Here is a 16,982-nt window from a genome sequence, read left to right as displayed (position 1 = left end):
AGATCATGCAAACTTTTATCGCCATCGTTTTGATGTTTGGGGTGCTCATTTCAGTTCATGAATGGGGACACCTCGTCATGGCGAAACGGGCAGGGATTCTCTGTCATGAATTTGCAATCGGGTTTGGACCGAAAATCTTTTCGTTCAGAAAGAATGAGACGCTCTATACGATTCGCTTATTGCCGATCGGTGGTTACGTCAAGATGGCAGGTGAGGATTTCGAGCCGATCGAAGTGAAGGCCGGTCAACAAGTCGGGCTCCGGTTAACGAGCGCTGGCACAGTCGACCGCGTCTATTTCCAACCGGACCAAGCGACGGATGTACACGTCGTCGGCACGGTCGACAAGTTCGATTCAATCCGTGAATTGAAGATTCAATTGCTCGTCGACGAAGAAGTGCGGGTGTACACACTCGAGCGCGACACACTCCTCGTCGATCAAGGTATGGAGATTCAAATCGCACCGTACGACCGCACGTTCGGAGCGCAATCAGTTTGGAAGCGAGTGCTCGCGATCGCAGCCGGCCCGGCCATGAACTTTGTCCTTGCTTTCGTCTTGCTCGTCATTGTCGGTCTCGTGCAAGGCACACCGACAGACGATGGTCAAATCGGGACGGTACAACCGGATTCAGCGGCTGATCAAGCCGGGCTCGTCACCGGAGACGAAATCGTCTCGATCGAGGGTGAGACGATTGATAACTGGCTCGACCTGAGAACGGTTTTGGCCGATCGTGCCGATACACCGACCGAGGTGACCTATATTCGGGCGGGTGAGGAACAAACGGTAACGCTCACACCTCAAGCAGTCGAACAAAATGGTGAGACGGTCGGTATCCTTGGCGTGACAAATGCGCTCGAGCGATCACCGACAAAAGCGTTCACAACAGGAGCTGAGACGACGTGGACGATGTCGACATTGATTTTCTCTGCGGTCGGTGATTTAGTGACCGGCCAAGTCGGAGTCGATCAACTCGCAGGTCCGGTCGGGATTGTCCGCATGACCGACGAAGTGGCGGCGAGCGGTTTCATCATGTTGCTCAACTGGACGGCACTTTTATCCGTCAACTTGGCGATCTTCAACTTGTTGCCGCTTCCGGCGCTTGACGGGGGACGACTCATCTTCTTGTTGTTCGAGGCAGTGCGTGGTCGACCGATCGATCCAAAAAAAGAAGGGTTCGTCCACTTTATCGGATTTGCCCTGCTTATGCTGCTCATGCTCATCGTCACTTGGAACGATATCCAATCATTTTTCAAATAGACTGTGTTAGAGAAGGGAAACGTTGATATTTATGAAACAATCGAGATTGCTTATGCCTACTTTGAGAGAGGTTCCTGCTGACGCTGAAGCTGTCAGCCATCAACTTCTCGTGCGCGGTGGATTTATTCGACAAAATGCAGCGGGGATCTACTCTTATTTACCACTCGGTCATCGTGTGTTACAAAATATTCAAACGATCATCCGTGAAGAGATGAACCGGGCCGGGGCGCAAGAACTGCTCATGCCGGCGATCCAACCAGCGGAGCTATGGGAAGAGACGGGACGTTGGGACATCTACGGACCTGAACTGATGCGTTTGACGGACCGTCATGACCGCCGTTTCGCACTTGGAGCGACTCACGAAGAGTTGATCACGTCGATCGTCCGTGACGAGTTGAACTCGTATAAGAAGTTACCGGTCAACTTGTACCAGATTCAGACGAAGTATCGCGATGAGCGTCGTCCGCGGTTCGGATTATTACGCGGACGTGAGTTTTTGATGAAAGATGCCTACTCGTTCCACGCCACACAGGCTGATTTGGACGAAGAGTACGACAATATGTACAACGTTTATTCGCGCATCTTTGACCGCACCGGTTTGAAGTATCGTCCGGTCGTGGCCGATTCAGGCGCGATTGGCGGGAAAGACACGCACGAATTCCAGGCGCTCGCCGAAATCGGTGAGGATACGATCGTCTATACGGACTCGTCGTCATACGCGGCGAACATCGAGATGGCGGAAACGCTTGACCGTTACGACATGCAAGCGGGTGTTGTGCTCGAGCTCGATAAAGTCGATACGAAAGAGCATAAGACGATCGAAGACGTGGCGCGATTCTTGGGCGTGGAGACGAACACGACGATCAAGTCGGTGTTGTTCAACGTCGACGGCGAGACGGTCATGGCGATTGTTCGCGGCGATCACGAAGCGAACGATGTCAAAGTGAAGAACGCCCTTGGCGGACTCGATATCCAAATGGAAGACGAGTCGAAGATCATTGAATTGTTCGGCTGTGAACCAGGAACGCTCGGACCGATCAACGCACCGGTCAAAGTCGTCGCGGATTACGCCGTTAAATATTTAGTCGATGCGGTATGTGGCGCCAACGTTGCGAACACGCACTTCATGCACGTCAATGCAGAACGCGACTTGTCGCACTTGACGTATCATGACCTCCGCTTCGTCGTCGAAGGCGACTTGGCACCAGACGAATCTGGTCCAGTCCGGTTCGCACGTGGGATCGAGGTCGGTCAAGTGTTCAAACTCGGCACGCGTTACTCAGAAGCGATGGGCGCGACGTTCTTGAACGAAGAAGGCCGGGCGGAACCACTCATCATGGGTTGTTACGGCATCGGTGTCTCGCGGACGCTTTCGGCAATCGTCGAACAGCACCACGACGACCGCGGCATCGTTTGGCCGAAGAGTGTCGCACCGTTTGATCTGCACTTGATCGCGATCAACGCGAAAGACGAGACGCAACTCGAACTTTCGAATCGACTTTACGATGAACTATCGTCGAAGTATGATGTATTGTACGACGACCGCAAAGAACGGGCCGGCGTTAAATTTGCCGACGCTGACTTGATCGGCTTGCCGATTCGTATCAACGTCGGGAAGAAAGCCGGCGAAGGCATCGTCGAAGTGAAAGTCCGTGCTACGGGCGAAGTGATTGAAACGACGGTAGAAGAGTTGCCGCAAGTAATTGTCGCGCAGCTCAACGAGACGCATTGATCGATGAAGGTGACGGTTTCTTGCCGTCACCTTCATTTTTCGACATTGTCATATAAAAGGGGGGGACGACTTACCCGTGGAAGCAAATCAAAAGATGCAATTACTGTTGACGGATCTCGGGATCACGACAGAGAGTGATCAGTTCGACGGAGCGGAACTATCGCGTCTTGTCGTCAATAAGCAACGACGGACGTGGACGTTTTACTTCAAGATCCGCCAAGTGTTACCATATGAGGTTTATCAATTGTTCATGAGTCGGGTCGAGAATCGGTACGCGACGTTTGCCGATGAAGTGTACGCTCGTTTTACGACAGAGACGGGTGGAAGCGAGCAGGATTATATCGACTACTGGCCGCGCATCGTCAGTGAGCTCAGTCAAGTGTCGGGGGCGATGCGAAGCTATTTCGCAACTGTCAAACCGCGCTTCGAGCAAAACAAGTTGCTCATTCCCGTCCGCTCCGCACCTGAGGCGAGCTATGTCGATAAAGAGCTGTGCCAAGAAGTTCAAGCGCTCTACAGTGCTTACGGATTTATGAAAAAGCCGTGCCAAGCGAGTTTCTCAGAAGACGCGGAAGCGAATCAGGCGTTGCGTGAACAAGTCGTCCAAGAAGATATCGAACAGGCGAAACTCGCACTCGCGGCCCAGTTCGCCAAAGCGACCGAGACGAACGATGAGCCGATCACGGAAGTGCGGATGGGCGCTTTGATCAAAGACGAGATCGTCCCGATCAAGACGATCATCGAAGAAGAACGCCGTGTCGCCATCCGTGGACTCGTGTTTTCAGCCGAACGGAAAGAGTTGAAGAGCGGGAAGAAGCTATTCACGATCAAGATGACCGATTATACCGATTCGCTCATCGTCAAAGTGTTCGCACGTGACGATGATGACGACCGTATGCTCAGTGCCGTCAAAAAAGGCATGTGGATCCAAGCGGCCGGACGGGTCGAAGACGATAGCTTCATGCGCGAACTGTGCATGATGGCGTCGCAGCTCCAAGAAGTGAAAGTCGAACCGAAGCGTGACGAATGGGCCGGGGAGAAGCGCGTCGAACTGCACGCCCATACGCAGATGAGCCAGATGGATGCGGTCACGAACGTGTCGGCGCTCGTCGCCCGGGCCGCCAAGTGGGGTCATCGCGCCATCGCCATCACCGACCATGCCGGTGTGCAGTCGTTCCCGGAAGCATATTATGCCGGGAAAAAGAATGACATTAAAATCTTGTACGGTGTCGAGGCGAACGTCGTCAATGACGGCGTGCCTGTCGCGTATCATCCGACCGACGTCTCGCTCGACGAGGCGACGTACGTCGTGTTCGACGTCGAGACGACCGGTCTGTCGGCCGTCTACAACAAAATCATCGAACTCGCCGGCGTCAAGATTAAAGACGGTGAGATCATCGACCGGTTCGAAGCGTTCGCCGACCCGAAGCATCAACTCTCGGCGACGACGATTGAACTGACCGGGATCACCGATGACATGGTCCACGGACAGCCCGACCCAGAAGTGATCGCGAAACAGTTCGTCGACTGGTGCGGCGACGGGATTCTCGTCGCTCATAACGCCTCGTTCGATATGGGCTTTCTCGAGGCGACGCTCCGAAGCGGAGGACATGAGCCAGACGATTATCCGGTCATCGATACGCTTGAACTGGCCCGGACGATTTTACCGACGCTCAAAAACCACCGTCTCAACACGCTCGCCAAGCGGTTTGATATCGAATTGACGCAGCATCACCGGGCCATCTATGACGCCGAGGCGACGGCGTACCTGCTCATGAAGTTGCTCGATTTGGCGAAACAGATGTTCGAGATGCAGACGCATCGGTCACTGAACGCGAAAGTCGGCAGTGACGTCTCGAAGATCCGTCCGTTTCATGCGACGGTTTACGCGAAAACGAAAAAGCCAGGATTGCGCCACTTGTATGAGTTGATCTCGTTGTCGCACATCGACTATTTGTTCCGGATGGCTCGAATGCCGCGCTCAGAGATCGAGAAGCGCCGAGAAGGGCTGCTCATCGGCTCGGCGTGCGACAACGGCGAGATCTTTGACGCCGCCTTGAACAAGTCGGACGAAGAGCTCGAGAAGATGATGGCATTTTATGACTTCATCGAGATTCATCCGCCAGCACTGTATATGCATCTGATCGATAAAGAGATCGTCGCGAACGAGCTTGAACTTCGTGATATTATCAAACGGATCATTCGCGTGGCAGGTCAAGCCGGACTTCCGGTCTGTGCGACCGGGAACGTCCATTACTTGGACCGGACGGATCGGTCGTATCGCGAAATCCTGATCCGGACGCAAGGTGGGGCCAACTTCATTAACACGAGAAAAGAGTTGCCTCATGCCCATTTCCGGACGACGAAAGAAATGATGGAAGAGTTTAAATTTTTAGGTGACGAGCTCGCACGGGAGATTGTCATCACGAATCCGAACGCAATCGCCGATCAGATCGAAGCGATTCAAATTATCCCGGATGAACTGTATACGCCGAAAATCGAAGGGGCGGATGACGAGGTCCGCAATATGAGTTATGACATGGCCCGCTCGATTTACGGGGACGAGCTTCCGGAGATCGTCGAGGCCCGGCTCGAGAAGGAACTGAAATCAATCATCGGCCACGGTTTCGCCGTCATTTATTTGATCTCACATAAACTCGTCAAGAAGTCACTTGACGACGGTTACCTCGTCGGTTCACGGGGATCGGTCGGGTCGAGTCTCGTCGCGACGATGACCGAGATCACCGAGGTCAATCCACTACCACCGCATTATGTCTGTCCGAAGTGTCAACACTCTCACTTCTTTAATGACGGGTCGATCGGTTCCGGTTACGATCTTCCGGACAAGCAATGTCCGGAGTGTGGGACGTGGTATACGAAAGATGGACACGATATCCCGTTCGAGACGTTCCTTGGCTTTAAAGGGGACAAAGTACCAGATATCGATTTGAACTTCTCAGGTGAGTACCAGCCTCACGCTCACGCGTACACGAAAGTGTTGTTCGGAGAAGAGTACGTCTATCGTGCCGGGACGATCGGGACGATTGCCGACAAGACGGCGTACGGGTATGTGAAAGGCTATGCGACCGAAAACGACAAGATTTACCGGAACGCCGAAGTCGATCGTCTCGTCTCGGGTGTCACCGGTGTCAAACGGACGACCGGGCAGCATCCAGGCGGGATTATCGTCGTCCCGGACTATATGGACATCGCCGAAATCTCGCCGATCCAGTATCCAGCCGACGATCGAACGTCTGAATGGAAGACGACACACTTCGACTTCCATTCGATTCACGACAACTTGCTCAAGCTCGACATTCTCGGACACGATGACCCGACCGTCATCCGGATGCTCCAAGACTTATCAGGCATCGACCCGTTGACGATCCCGACGGATGATCCGACCGTCATGAAAATCTTTTCGTCACCAGAAGTGCTCGGTGTCACACCGGAGCAAATCGAGTCAAAAACAGGGACGCTCGGTATTCCTGAGTTTGGGACGAAGTTCGTCCGGCAAATGCTTGAAGAGACGAAACCGTCCACGTTCTCAGAGCTCGTCCAAATTTCAGGTCTGTCTCACGGGACGGACGTTTGGATCGGGAATGCGAACGAGTTGATCTATAACGGGACGTGTGAACTGAAAGACGTCATCGGGTGTCGTGACGACATTATGGTCTACTTGATCTACGCCGGACTTGAGCCATCGTTCGCCTTTAAGATCATGGAGTCGGTCCGTAAAGGGAAAGGTTTGTCTGACGACATGGAGTCAGAGATGCGGGAGAACAGCGTCCCGGAATGGTACATCTCTTCTTGTAAGAAGATCAAATACATGTTCCCGAAAGCACACGCGACCGCGTACGTGCTCATGGCCGTCCGGATCGCTTACTTCAAAGTGCACCATCCGATTCTGTATTACGCGACATACTTTACGGTCCGCGCCGGTGATTTTGATTTGTCGGCGATGATCAAAGGGTCTCAGGCCGTCCGCAAGGCGATGTCTGATATCCGGGAGAAAGGCTTCGACGCCACGGCGAAAGATAAAGGGCTTCACACCGTGCTCGAACTCGCACTTGAGATGCTCGAACGCGGCATGAAATTCCAAAACATCGATCTTTACCGTTCGAATGCGACCGAGTTCTTGATTGAAGGCAACACGCTCATTCCACCGTTCAACGCTGTCGATGGACTCGGGACGAACGCGGCGAAAGCGATTGTCGAGGCGCGTGCCGAAGGTCAGTTCTTGTCAAAAGAGGATCTCCGGAAACGGGCGAAATTGTCGAAGACGATTATCGAGACGCTCGATACGATGAAATGTCTCGAAGGCCTGCCTGACGAGAACCAACTTTCGTTCTTTGATTTTGGGGTGTAAGTTGCGAAAAAGCGGGAAAATATGATATATTGGTATCGAACAATGTTGGATACTACGACGGAAAGGAGTAGGGAACCCTACTCCTTTCTTGTATGTAAAAGCCAGAAGGAGGGATGAGAGTGTCCAAAATAACAGAAGTCGTCGAAACAATCGCGTTGCCGATTGTCGAGCAAGCGAACATGGAATTGGTCGATGTTGAATTCGTGAAAGAAGGGCCAGACTGGTTCTTGCGCGTCTATATCGATAAACCGGGGGGCGTCGATTTAGATGATTGCGTCAACATCAACGAGCAACTCTCGGAGAAATTAAACGCTACCGACCCAATCGAACAAGCCTATTATCTTGACGTCTCGAGTCCCGGTGCCGAACGACCACTTAAAAAGCCGACTGACTTTGAGCGGGCGATTGGGAAAAACGTCTACATTAAAACGTTTGCCCCGATTGAAGGTGCCAAAGAGTTCGAGGGCATTTTGACGGAGTACGACGGCGAGACCGCAGTTGTCGAAACGCGCATCAAGACTAGAAAAAAAGCGATATCGCTACCGGTTGATAAAATTGCACAAGCCCGCCTAGCGGTCACGTTTAGTTAAGGAGAGGTAAAGATGGGGCCACAATTACTCACAACAATCGAACAGATTGCACAAGAAAAAGGGATCGAGAAAGAAATCATCATCGACGCGCTTGAACAGGCGCTCATTTCGGCATATCGCCGAAACGTCGCCAACCCGAACGAGCACGTCAAAGTTGAGTTTGACCAAGTGACAGGTGACATTCGCGTGTTCGCGCTTCTCGAAGTCGTTGAACGCCTGACGCATCCGGACCAACAGCTTTCGCTTGAAGAAGCTCACGAAATCGACCCGAACTTTGAGTTAGGGGACTTCCATAAAGAAGAAGTGACACCGAGCGACTTCGGTCGTGTCGCAGCGATGACGGCCAAACAAGTCGTCACGCAAAAGATGCGTGAAGCCGAGCGCGAACGCATCTACAACCACTTCGTCGATAAAGAAGACGAGATCATGACAGGGATCGTCGAGCGGTTTGACCCGCGCAACTTGTACATCGGTTTAGAGAACAACATCGAGGCAGTGTTGACGCCGAACGAACAGATGCCGAACGAGTCGTATAAGATTCATGAACGCATCAAAGTATACGTGACGAAAGTTGACTCGACGACGAAAGGTTCTGGCGCGGCGATTCAAGTGTCGCGGACACATCCTGGCCTACTTCGTCGTTTGTTCGAACTCGAAGTTCCAGAAATCGCGAGCGGGACGGTCGACGTCATGTCGGTGTCGCGTGAAGCGGGAGACCGTTCGAAAATCGCGGTCCATTCAGACATCGTCGATCCGGTCGGCGCATGTGTCGGTCCAAAAGGGCAACGTGTCCAGACGATCGTCGATGAATTGAACGGTGAGAAGATCGACATCGTCCGTTGGTCGAACGATCCAAAAGAGTTCGTTAAAAACGCACTCAGCCCGGCTCAAGTCGTTGACGTATATGTCAATGAACCGAACAAGTCGACGACAGTCGTCGTGCCGGACTATCAATTGTCGCTCGCGATCGGGAAACGCGGTCAAAACGCGCGCCTCGCCGCCAAGTTGACAGGTTGGAAAATTGATATTAAGAGTGAGACGGATGCAGAGAGCATGAACTTGTTCGATACGTATGCCGAAAAAGTTGAATCAACGCCAGAAATTGTTCACAATGAAGTTGAACAGACTGACTCGGTTGATGTGACGCTCGAACCAACCGCGGTAAAAGAAGAGGAATGACCATGAAGCAAAAGAAACTTCCTTTGCGTAAATGTGTGATCACTCAAGAGATGTTACCAAAGAACGATTTGATTCGTGTCGTACGGACGCCGGAAGGCGACGTCGTCATCGACACGACCGGCAAACTGAACGGTCGTGGCGCGTATTTGTCAAGAGATGTCGATGTGATTCGTTTAGCAGAGAAAAAACGAACGCTTGATCACCATCTGAAAGTGAAGACGAGCGAGACACTTTATGAACAGCTAGAACAAGCTGTCACAGGTGCCGAATCATGAGTCAGTGGGAATCATTGTTAGGCCTCGCCTCACGTGCGAGGAAGGTAACGATGGGAGAAGAGTTTGTCTTGAAGGATGTACGGGCTGGCCGAGCCAAGCTCGTCATTCTTGCCGGAGACGCGGGAGCGTCGACGAGAAAACGGATTACCGACAAATGTACATCGTATGGTGTTCCATTAATCGAAGTGAGCGACCGACATACAATCGGAGCTGCTTTAGGTAAAGACATGCGAGTCGTCGTGTCTGTGACAGAATCCGGATTTGCGAACAAGCTTAAGCAACTTCTCTCTTAACTATTAACGGAGGTGGATGCTTTGGGAAAACGCGTCTATGAATTTGCAAAAGAACAGAATGTAACAAGTAAACAAGTCATTACTCAGCTCGAGAAGATGAACAAGTCAGTGAAAAATCACATGGCTGTATTGGATGATGAGTCGGTCAAGCAACTCGACCGTGTCTTCAACCCTGAGAAATATCGTTCGGCTGAGAAGCAAGAAAAACCTGCTGAGTCGAAGCCGGCTGAAGCGAAGCCTGCTGCGAAACAAGAAGCAGAGAAAAAAGAAGCACCGAAAGCCCGTCCACAAACTTCTAGCGCCCCGAGCAATCAAGCGGGCAACCGTGGTGGCAACCGTTTCGGCAACAACCGTAACGATAACCGCAACAAAAAGCGCGGCGGTAAATTTAAAGGGAAGCCTGCAAAAGCGGCAATCCCGTTAGAAGCAGATCCTAATTCAAAAACGAGCCAGCGTAAAGCATCTCGTTTAGCGCAAGAGTCTGAAATGGGCAACGTCATCAAGTACGAGGATGTCCTCAGCGTATCGGATCTCGCGGCGAAGATGGATAAAAAGCCAAACGAGATCATCATGAAATTGATGGGTCTTGGCGTCATGGCGACGATCAACCAAACACTCGATGACGAGACGATCGAATTGCTCGCAACTGAATTCGGTTTCGAAGTCGAAAAAGAAGTCATCATCGATGAGACGGACTTCGAAGAAGTAGAAATCGACTTCTCTGAGTACGACCTCATTGAGCGTCCTGCCGTCGTCACAATCATGGGTCACGTCGACCATGGTAAAACGACGTTGCTTGACTCGATCCGGAACACGAAAGTCGTCGCTGGCGAAGCTGGTGGGATCACGCAGCATATCGGTGCGTACCAAGTTGATATCAACGGTAAAAAAATCACATTCCTCGACACACCAGGTCACGCCGCCTTTACGACGATGCGTGCCCGTGGAGCTGAAGTGACGGATATCGCGATTATCGTTGTCGCAGCAGATGATGGTGTCATGCCACAGACAGAAGAAGCGATTTCTCACGCGAAGGCGGCAAACGTCCCAATCATCGTTGCCGTCAACAAAATGGACAAAGAAGGGGCTAACCCTGACCGCGTCAAACAAGAGTTGACTGAATTCGGACTCGTACCGGAAGAGTGGGGCGGCGAAACAATTTTCGTACCGATCTCTGCTTTGAAAGATGAGGGAATCGATGAGTTGCTCGAGATGATCTTGCTCGTTTCAGAAGTCGAAGAGTACAAGTCGACGCCTGAAATGCCAGCTCGCGGTTCGGTCATCGAAGCGAAGCTCGATAAAGGTCGCGGTCCTGTCGCCACGCTTCTCGTCCAACACGGGACACTTCGTATCGGTGACTCGATCGTCGTCGGCAGCACGTTCGGACGCGTCCGGGCCATGGTCAACGATATCGGTCGTCGTGTGAAAGAAGTTGGCCCATCGACGCCAATCGAAATTACAGGATTGAACGATGTCCCACAAGCTGGTGACCAGTTCATCGTCTTCGAAGACGAGAAAAAGGCACGTGCAATCGGAGAGAAACGTTACCAACGTTACCTCGAGTCGCAGCGCCGTGAATCGGCTAAAGTCAGTCTTGAAGACTTGTTCAGCCGGATTCAAGAAGGCGAAGTCAAAGACTTGAACGTCATCATCAAAGCAGACGTTCAAGGATCGGCTGAAGCGCTCGCTGGATCACTCCGCAAAATCGACGTCGCAGGCGTCAAGATCAACATCGTGCATCAAGGTGTCGGTGCGATCACAGAAGGTGACGTCATCCTCGCTTCAGCAGCGAACGCGATCATCATCGGATTCAACGTCCGTCCAGACGGTAACGCCCGATCAATGGCCGAACAAGAACACGTTGAAATGCGTCTGCACCGGATCATCTATAACGCGATCGATGAAATCGAAAGCGCGATGAAAGGGATGCTTGACCCTGAGTTCGTTGAAGAAGTGATCGGACAAGTCGAAGTCCGTGACGTCTTCAAAGTTTCAAAAGTCGGTGCGATTGCCGGCTGTTACGTCACTGAAGGTAAAATCTCACGTGATGCCGGCGTACGCGTCATCCGTAACGGGATCGTCGTGTACGAAGGTAAACTCGATACGCTCCGCCGCTTCAAAGACGATGTCAAAGAAGTTGCGACAGGCTACGAGTGTGGGATCAAAGTAGAGAAGTACGACGACATCAAAGTGGAGGACGTCATCGAAGCGTTCGTCATGAAAGAAGTCGAACGTAAATAAAGTGAGGAGGGAACACGTATGAACATTCGTGCCCAACGTGTTGCTGAACAGATGCGTAAAGAGATCACAGATATCCTTTTACGCGAAGTCAACGACCCACGTACAAAGAACGCGACCATCACGAGTGTAGACGTGACGGGAGATTTGCAACAAGCGACGGCCTATTACACGGTGCTCGGAGACGACGCCGACGTGAAGGCTGAGACGCAGGCAGGTCTTGATAAGGCGAGCGCCTTCATCCGCCGTGAAATCGGCAGCCGGATCCGTCTCCGCAAGACGCCGGAATTGTCGTTCGAATACGATTCTTCGGTCGCATATGGTAGCCATATCGATTCGTTGATCCGTGATTTGAATAAAGACTAATAAATTGAAGGGGGGACTTGTGTCTCCCCTTTTTTGATATGGAGGAATGAACGTGGAACCGACAGGGATTTTAATACTAGACAAAGACAGCGGGATGACGAGCCACGATTGCGTCTTCAAGCTGCGCAAACTGTTTCAAACGAAAAAAGTTGGCCATACCGGCACGCTCGACCCGGAAGTGACCGGCGTGTTGCCAATCTGTTTCGGCCGTGCGACGAAACTGTCCCGGTTTTTGACCGATGAGGGCAAGCGCTACGTCGCCGAAGTCACGATCGGGACGGCGACGATGACGGAAGACGCACACAGCGAAGTCGTCGCGCAAACAGATGTCGCGCCTGATGCGTTCACGGGTGAAGAAGTCGACCGCGTTCTCGGCACGTTGACCGGAAGCATCGAGCAGGTGCCTCCTTACTTCTCGGCCGTCAAAGTGAACGGGAAGAAGCTATACGAATACGCCCGCAAAGGACAGACGGTCGAACGGCCGCGCCGCATCGTCGAGATTCACCGGTTAGAACGGACGAACGAACCTGTCTTCGAGGACGGCGTCTGCCGGTTTCGCATTGATGTCGAGTGCGGAAAAGGCACGTTTATTCGGACACTTGCCGTCCAAATCGGGGAAGGGCTCGGTTACCCGGCCCATATGAGCGACCTGCGTCGCACACGGTCAGGCACGTTCGATGAAAGGGACGCCGTGACGCTCGCGGAGCTCGCGGCGTTAGAGACGGTCGAGGCACGCGCTGAACGGCTCATCCCGCTCGAGGACGTGATCAAACGTTGGCCTTCCATCACCATTCCAGCCAACCGGGAACGGTATATTCGCAACGGTGGGCGCTTAAACGACGTCTCACTCGAATTTGAACTGTTTACTGTCTATAATGAAGAAGGAATTCCGCTCGCCCTCTATAGACGGCTTGACGGAACGACAGACGCAACAGTCGAGGTCATGTTGACAATCGACTAAGGGGGAATTTGAAGTATGGAAACGATACATCTCACACATCCCGAGACGCCAGAGTTTGTCCCTTCGGTCATGGTACTCGGATTCTTCGACGGCGTTCACATCGGCCATCAAGCCGTGATCGAGCACGCCAAACAGCGCGCGGAGCAGCTTGACGTGCCCGTGACCGTCGTCACGTTCGATCCGCACCCGAAACAAGTGCTGTCGAACAATGCGGATGCTGTCCGTTATATCACGCCGCTCAAACGAAAATTACAGCGGATCGCCGCGCTCGGTGTCGAACGTTGTCTCGTCTTGACGTTCACAAAGCAATTGGCATCACTGTCACCGCAACAGTTCGTCGACGATTATTTGATCGGCGCGGGCGCCGTGCACGTGACGGCCGGATTTGACTATTCGTACGGGAAATTCGGGGAAGGGACGATGGAGACGATGCCCTACCACGCCCGAGGACGCTTCACGACGTCCGTCGTCGCCGAACAGACGAGTGACGGCGACAAAGTCTCTTCGACCCGGATCCGCAAACTTCTTGGCGCAGGCAGTGTCGACCTGGCGAGTGAGCTGTTAGGGGCGCCTTACGTCATCTGTGGCGAAGTCATCCATGGTGACGCCAGAGGGCGGACGATCGGCTATCCGACCGCGAACATGGTGATGGATGCGTCTTATGTCATGCCACGGCTCGGCGTTTATGCGACCCGCGTCCGCCTAGAAGACGGCCGGACGTTTGATGCGATGACGAACGTCGGTCGTCGGCCGACGTTTTATGACACCGGAGACGTCTCGATTGAAAGTCATTTATTTGATTTTTCGGAGGACTTGTACGGACAGTTGCTCGAAATCGAATGGGTTCACTATTTGCGCGATGAACGGGCGTTCGACGGACTCGATTCGCTGATCGAGCAGTTGAAACGAGACGAGACGGCGGCTCGGGCAATCCTATCTTGACTTTGGAGCAGGGGTCATGTATTCTAGTTTGGTACGCAAAGTACACCGCTTCGCTTGGCTGGACGATTCACCAACGACGGCTCGGCAACGCGGCAATTTTCTATTAAATGGAGGTGGAGAGGCAATGGCACTCTCAAAAGAACGTAAAAACGAAATCATCGCGGAATACGCGACAAAACAAGGTGACACTGGTTCACCGGAAGTTCAAGTTGCTGTTTTGACTGAACAAATCAACACTTTGAACGATCATCTTCGCACACATAAGAAAGACCACCACTCACGTCGCGGTCTTTTGAAAATGGTTGGACGTCGCCGTAACTTGCTCACGTACCTTCGTAACAAGGACGTAACACGTTACCGTGAATTGATTCAACGCCTTGGTCTCCGTCGTTAATCCGAACGGGCCAAATGACGGACTGGGACACTCGTTCCTAGTCCGTTTCTTCTTTTTTTGGAGGAAAATCATTAGACAAACATATGAATGAGTTACATAATAAACTAGATAAGGTTTGAGAGGAGAATGTACATGTTAGGTACGAAACAAGTTTTTTCTACAGAATGGGGCGGTCGTCCGCTGTCTGTAGAAGTAGGTCAACTCGCGAAGCAAGCGAACGGTTCTGCACTCGTCCGGTACGGGGACACGGTCGTGCTCGCCGCGGTCACAGCTTCAAAAGGACCAAAGGATTTAGATTTCTTCCCGCTTACGGTCAACTATGAAGAAAAATTATACTCGGTCGGTAAAATCCCAGGAGGTTTCCTACGTCGGGAAGGTCGTCCTGGTGAGAATGCGATTTTAACGTCACGTCTCATCGACCGTCCAATCCGTCCATTATTCCCAGACGGATTCCGTCACGACATCCAAGTCATGATTTACGTCATGTCGAACGATCCGGACTGCTCGGCTGAGATGGCCGGTATGCTCGGAACGTCGATCGCCTTGTCGATCTCGGACATCCCGTTTGACGGACCGATCGCTGGAGCGACGGTCGGACGTGTGGACGGACAGTTTGTCGTCAACCCGACGGTCGCACAACTCGAGAAGACAGATCTTGAACTTCAAGTCGCCGGAACGGCAACTGCGATCAACATGGTCGAAGCAGGCGCGAACGAAGTACCGGAAGACGTCATGCTCGAGTCAATCTTGTTCGGTCATGAAGAGATCAAAAAGCTCGTCGCGTTCCAAACGGAAATCGTCGAAGCGGTCGGGAAACCGAAGTTTGAATACACGGTCTCTAAATTTGACGACGCGTTGTCACAAGAGCTTGAAGCGGCTCGTCCAGAAATTAACGCTGCCGTCCAAGTCGAAGAGAAACACGCGCGTGACGAAGCGATCAACGAAGTCATCGCGAAGTATGTCGCGTCGTACGAAGCGCGTCTCGCTGACGAGCCGGCCAAGTTGAAAGAAGTATCTGGTATTTTGAACAAGTTCGTCAAAGACGAGGTCCGCCGTTTAATCACGGTCGATAAAGTACGTCCAGACGGCCGTCGCCCGGAAGTCATCCGTCCACTCGCGTCAGAAGTCGGCGTGTTACCGCGTGCGCACGGTGTCGGTTTGTTCACACGGGGGCAGACGCAAGTCATGTCGATCGCGACACTCGGCGTCATCGGTGACGCTCAAATCATCGACGGCATCGGCTTAGAAGAGAATAAACGTTTCATGCACCATTACAACTTCCCGCCGTTCTCGGTCGGTGAAGCTCGTCCGGTTCGCGCGCCAGGCCGCCGCGAGATCGGTCACGGTGCGCTCGGTGAACGTGCGCTTCTCCCGGTCATCCCGAAAGAAGCAGACTTCCCGTATACGATCCGTCTCGTCTCAGAAGTGCTCGAGTCGAACGGTTCGAGTTCACAGGCTTCAATCTGTGGCTCGACACTCGCCCTCATGGACGCCGGAGTTCCGATCAAGGCACCAGTCGCGGGAATCGCGATGGGTCTCATCATGGAAGGCAAACACTATACAGTACTCACTGACATCCAAGGTCTCGAAGATCATCTCGGCGACATGGACTTCAAAGTCGCTGGAACGAAAGACGGGATCACAGCGTTGCAGATGGACATTAAAATCGCCGGCATCACGCGTGAGATTTTGGAAGAAGCGCTCGAACAAGCTCGTTCAGGCCGCCTCCACATTCTCAACCATATGCTCGAAACGCTTGACTCATCGCGTCCACAGTTGTCGAAGTATGCACCGAAGATCGTCACGATGAAAATCAATCCAGACAAGATTCGCGACGTCATCGGACCTGGTGGTAAGATGATCAACAGCATCATCGATCAAACCGGTGTCAAAATCGATATCGAACAGGATGGTACGGTGTTCATCGCCTCGACCGATCAAGAAGGTATCGACATGGCGATGACACTCATCGGTGATATCATCCGTGAAGTCGAAGTCGGCGAAGTGTTCGACGCGACAGTCCGTCGGATCGAGAAGTTCGGCGCGTTCGTCGAGTTGTTCAAAGGCAAAGACGCGCTCGTCCACGTCTCTGAGTTCAGCCTCGACCGCGTCGCCAACGTGGAAGACGTCGTCAAGCTCGGTGACACGATCAAAGTCAAAGTCACAGAAATTGACGATAAAGGCCGCGTCAACGCCTCGCATAAAACGTTGATTGTCGAAGGGCTTTCTCCGGAAGAGCGAGAAGCGTATGAAGCGAAACGTAAAGCACAACGCGAGAGCCGTCCGCCACGTGACAGCCGTCCTCCGCGTCGTGACGGAGACCGTCGTCCGTCAAGACCAACAAACTAATTATTTTGGCCATCGTCTGGTGCGATGGCCTTTTTCAT

13 protein-coding genes are annotated in these 16,982 nt (G+C 52.6%); all 13 read left to right on the top strand.

All coding sequences use genetic code 11. The features are described from left to right. The first annotated feature begins 5 nt into the window (after nucleotides 1-5). The 13 genes from rseP to pnp all read left to right on the top strand — a co-directional run bounded on the left by rseP (nucleotide 6) and on the right by pnp (nucleotide 16,944). On the top strand, nucleotides 6-1,256 hold the full coding sequence (rseP, locus tag EVJ21_RS02215) for an RIP metalloprotease RseP (RefSeq protein ID WP_131440240.1): 1,251 nt from the start codon (nucleotides 6-8) through the stop codon (nucleotides 1,254-1,256). A 31-nt stretch (nucleotides 1,257-1,287) separates the two neighbouring features. Further along, nucleotides 1,288-2,988, top strand: coding sequence for a proline--tRNA ligase (locus tag EVJ21_RS02210; protein WP_131489835.1), 1,701 nt, complete (start codon nucleotides 1,288-1,290; stop codon nucleotides 2,986-2,988). A 76-nt stretch (nucleotides 2,989-3,064) separates the two neighbouring features. Continuing rightward, entirely contained in the window at nucleotides 3,065-7,357 is a 4,293-nt protein-coding gene (locus EVJ21_RS02205; RefSeq protein WP_131465267.1) for a PolC-type DNA polymerase III, read from the top strand. Nucleotides 7,358-7,476: 119 nt separating this feature from the next. Then, nucleotides 7,477-7,947 (top strand): ribosome maturation factor RimP, encoded by a 471-nt coding sequence (gene rimP / locus EVJ21_RS02200; RefSeq protein ID WP_070327467.1) that lies wholly within the window; start codon nucleotides 7,477-7,479, stop codon nucleotides 7,945-7,947. A 12-nt stretch (nucleotides 7,948-7,959) separates the two neighbouring features. Continuing rightward, a complete protein-coding gene (gene nusA, locus EVJ21_RS02195; RefSeq protein WP_070327466.1) occupies nucleotides 7,960-9,126 on the top strand; it encodes a transcription termination factor NusA in 1,167 nt (388 codons plus the stop codon). After that, a complete protein-coding gene (gene rnpM, locus EVJ21_RS02190; RefSeq protein ID WP_233589595.1) occupies nucleotides 9,123-9,401 on the top strand; it encodes an RNase P modulator RnpM in 279 nt (92 codons plus the stop codon). Before nusA ends, rnpM begins: the two co-directional genes overlap by 4 nt. Then, entirely contained in the window at nucleotides 9,398-9,694 is a 297-nt protein-coding gene (locus EVJ21_RS02185; RefSeq protein WP_070327464.1) for a YlxQ family RNA-binding protein, read from the top strand. The genes rnpM and EVJ21_RS02185 overlap by 4 nt, the downstream gene beginning before the upstream one ends. A 21-nt stretch (nucleotides 9,695-9,715) precedes the next feature. Next, the gene (gene infB, locus EVJ21_RS02180; RefSeq protein WP_070327463.1) at nucleotides 9,716-11,935 is read left to right on the top strand and encodes a translation initiation factor IF-2; all 2,220 of its coding nucleotides are present in this window, start codon (nucleotides 9,716-9,718) and stop codon (nucleotides 11,933-11,935) included. Nucleotides 11,936-11,953: 18 nt separating this feature from the next. Continuing rightward, the gene (gene rbfA / locus EVJ21_RS02175) at nucleotides 11,954-12,298 is read left to right on the top strand and encodes a 30S ribosome-binding factor RbfA (RefSeq protein ID WP_016508272.1); all 345 of its coding nucleotides are present in this window, start codon (nucleotides 11,954-11,956) and stop codon (nucleotides 12,296-12,298) included. A gap of 46 nt (nucleotides 12,299-12,344) precedes the next feature. After that, nucleotides 12,345-13,259, top strand: a complete 915-nt coding sequence (gene truB, locus EVJ21_RS02170; RefSeq protein WP_370259110.1) for a tRNA pseudouridine(55) synthase TruB — start codon at nucleotides 12,345-12,347, stop codon at nucleotides 13,257-13,259. 15 nt (nucleotides 13,260-13,274) lie between these two features. Further along, nucleotides 13,275-14,201, top strand: a complete 927-nt coding sequence (locus EVJ21_RS02165; protein WP_131489833.1) for a bifunctional riboflavin kinase/FAD synthetase — start codon at nucleotides 13,275-13,277, stop codon at nucleotides 14,199-14,201. A gap of 124 nt (nucleotides 14,202-14,325) precedes the next feature. After that, a complete protein-coding gene (gene rpsO / locus EVJ21_RS02160; RefSeq protein ID WP_015881433.1) occupies nucleotides 14,326-14,595 on the top strand; it encodes a 30S ribosomal protein S15 in 270 nt (89 codons plus the stop codon). Between the two features lie 132 nt (nucleotides 14,596-14,727). Beyond that, nucleotides 14,728-16,944, top strand: coding sequence for a polyribonucleotide nucleotidyltransferase (pnp, locus tag EVJ21_RS02155; RefSeq protein WP_131489832.1), 2,217 nt, complete (start codon nucleotides 14,728-14,730; stop codon nucleotides 16,942-16,944). Nucleotides 16,945-16,982: the final 38 nt, after the last annotated feature.

It is taken from the genome of Exiguobacterium sp. SH0S2 (assembly GCF_004337185.1).
In the GTDB taxonomy this organism is placed as follows: domain Bacteria; phylum Bacillota; class Bacilli; order Exiguobacteriales; family Exiguobacteriaceae; genus Exiguobacterium; species Exiguobacterium aurantiacum_A.
Note: the sequence above shows the minus strand (reverse complement) of the source record. Positions and strands in the feature narration are given on the sequence as shown.